Consider the following 2302-nt stretch of genomic DNA (forward strand, 5'->3'; position numbering starts at 1 on the left):
CTATTTTTGTTTACCAATGCCAGCTTTGAGTTCTAATAATAATCAAATGCCGAGAGTAATGCCGAGAGTAATAACCGTTGATAAGAATCCAGCTTATCCACCTGCTATAAATGAACTGAAAAATGATAAAATACTACCTATAAACGTAGGAATTCGACAAATCAAGTATTTGAATAACATTATAGAACAAGATCATAGATCTATAAAAAGAATCATTAATCCAATGTTAGGATTTCAGTCTTTTCGATCTGTTAATAACACTTTAAAAGGAATTGAAGCTGTGAATATGATTCAAAAAGGACAAGTCAATAATCTAAATTACTCTGTTCTTTATGAAGTCAACTTTATAAATAAGTTATTTGGAATACCTGCCTAAATCTGGATGTTATCTTAGAAACATTCTGCTTTTTTACATTCTTTGGTGTGAAACTAAAATTTTGCTTCAATATTAGGATTTTTTGCAACAGAACCAGGTTTAATGTTATTGATTTCTCAGTTCAACCGCGTAAGTCCTGATTTGTATTCATGCGTCTTCGGTTAAGTGAGGAATCATGATAAATTGTATTCGTTCCCAGGACATATATATAAAATTTAAATAGACTTTGAACTGGAACAGGGTATCGATTTTAGGTAAAGAGGCTAAATTCTGAGGCTAATTTCTGATCTAAAATCGATAGCCTTCAGGCAAGAAAATTCCTTAACCGATGACAAATGGATTTGTATTATGAGGTATTTTTCATTCTAGAAAGCTGGTCAAATGTCAAATAATGAGCTTCTCTAAGGTTAGCTCCATTAAGGTTAGCTCCATCAAACTTAGTTCCTTTAATATTAGCCCATTTAAAGTTAGCTCTTTTAAGGTTAGTCTTTATAAGATCAGCTCCTTCAAGATTAGCCCCTGTAAAATTAGTCCCTGTAAGGTCAGCTTCTTTCAGGTTAGCTCCTCTAAGCATAGCCCAATCAAGATCAGCTCCTTTAAGGTTGACTTCTCTAAGATTAGCCCTATGAAGGTTAGCTCCTCTAAGATTAGCTCCTTCAAGGTTAGCTCCTTCAAGGTTAGCTCCATCAAGATTAGCTTCTCTAAGGTCGACCCCCATAAGATTAGCCTCTCTAAGATTAGCCCCTTCAAGGTCAGCTTTTCTAAGGTTAGTCCATTTAAGGTTAGCTTCTTTAAGGTTAGCTCCCTCAAGGTTGGCCCCTTCAAGGTTAGCTTCTCTGAGGTTAGCCTCTTCAAAGTAGGACTCTTTGAGGTCAGCTCCCTCAAGGTTAGCCCCTATAAAGTTAGCTCTTTTAAATTTGCTCTCGTTAAGGTTAGCTTGCATAAGGTTAGCCTCTACAAGGTTACCCGCGTTTATATTGACTTCTTTTATTTCATACATGTTATAACCCCTTTCCTTTTTCGTGAAATTTTGTTTTGTCTTGGATTAACTATAATTAATTAAAATAAATATTATGATTATCAAGGTTCTACATACACGTCGTCTGTTATATAGTTGTTGCTGGCACTCTATATAGTAAAACTTAAAATATTTAGTGCATGAAACTTAAAAAAGAGAAAAATAATTAGAAAATATTTTCCAGCAATTAGAAAAGAATAAAAACATTTATACATAATTTAAATTTTTTTGTAACTACTCAGCCTACCAAAAATCAGGGTTCTGGTGCAAAAATAATATTTTCTCAGTTTGACACTATAATTTTCACCTTTAGGTGTCATTTTCTTCTTAATGAAAATGAGTAACTTTCCGAATTATGATGTGGTTTTTAATGATTTTGTGAAAAAGTCAGACTAAATAAACTCAGAATTTCGTTGGGTTATGTCAAGTCTACGGGTGCTAAGGAATTCTCCAGCTACAGTTGAACCTATCAAACGTCCAGCACCCGTTAACTTGACAGAACCTTAAAAACATAGATATAAGATAGTGAATTGGAAATACGCAGAGGTTTAAATGTAAACCTCAGTGTTTATGCTATTTTTTCAAATCCCGACATTTATCTATAAAAGGTTGGTATTTCAGGGATATTACCCTCTTTTGTTGAGGTTTTTCGCCTAATTTTTGACGAAAAATGCCAACGTTTAAAGACTATGTTGGTACACAGATTCTTGTAAAACCTATGTAAAACAGGGGAATTATGGTTGTATTTACTCATTTTTTGAAGTAAAAAAGGCAATTATGCATAGGTTTTACCACAAAACTTGTGCATGGATAACTTCAAAAATACACAGATTTTACAGCAAAACCTATGCGTAACTCGTGAATTTTCTCAAATTGCTCATTTCTATCTTTAGAGTCTTTCATTGTGA

General features: G+C 33.4%; 2 protein-coding genes. One reads left to right on the forward strand and one right to left on the reverse strand.

Annotated elements, in window-relative coordinates; genetic code table 11:
* The coding region (locus RG963_RS16370; RefSeq protein WP_310577344.1) for a DDE-type integrase/transposase/recombinase at nucleotides 1-376 on the forward strand (376 nt) is incomplete at its 5' end.
* A gap of 346 nt (nucleotides 377-722) precedes the next feature.
* Here the strand turns inward: RG963_RS16370 and RG963_RS16375 are convergent.
* On the reverse strand, nucleotides 723-1376 hold the full coding sequence (locus RG963_RS16375; protein WP_310577345.1) for a pentapeptide repeat-containing protein: 654 nt from the start codon (nucleotides 1374-1376) through the stop codon (nucleotides 723-725).
* Nucleotides 1377-2302: the final 926 nt, after the last annotated feature.

The sequence above is a fragment of the Methanosarcina baikalica genome (genome assembly GCF_031461075.1).
GTDB classification, from domain to species: domain Archaea; phylum Halobacteriota; class Methanosarcinia; order Methanosarcinales; family Methanosarcinaceae; genus Methanosarcina; species Methanosarcina baikalica.

Excerpts from the sequence above, each read along its gene's own strand:
- RG963_RS16375 (WP_310577345.1), bottom strand. The coding sequence starts at position 1,376 with ATGTATGAAATAAAAGAAGTCAATATAAACGCGGGTAACCTTGTAGAG.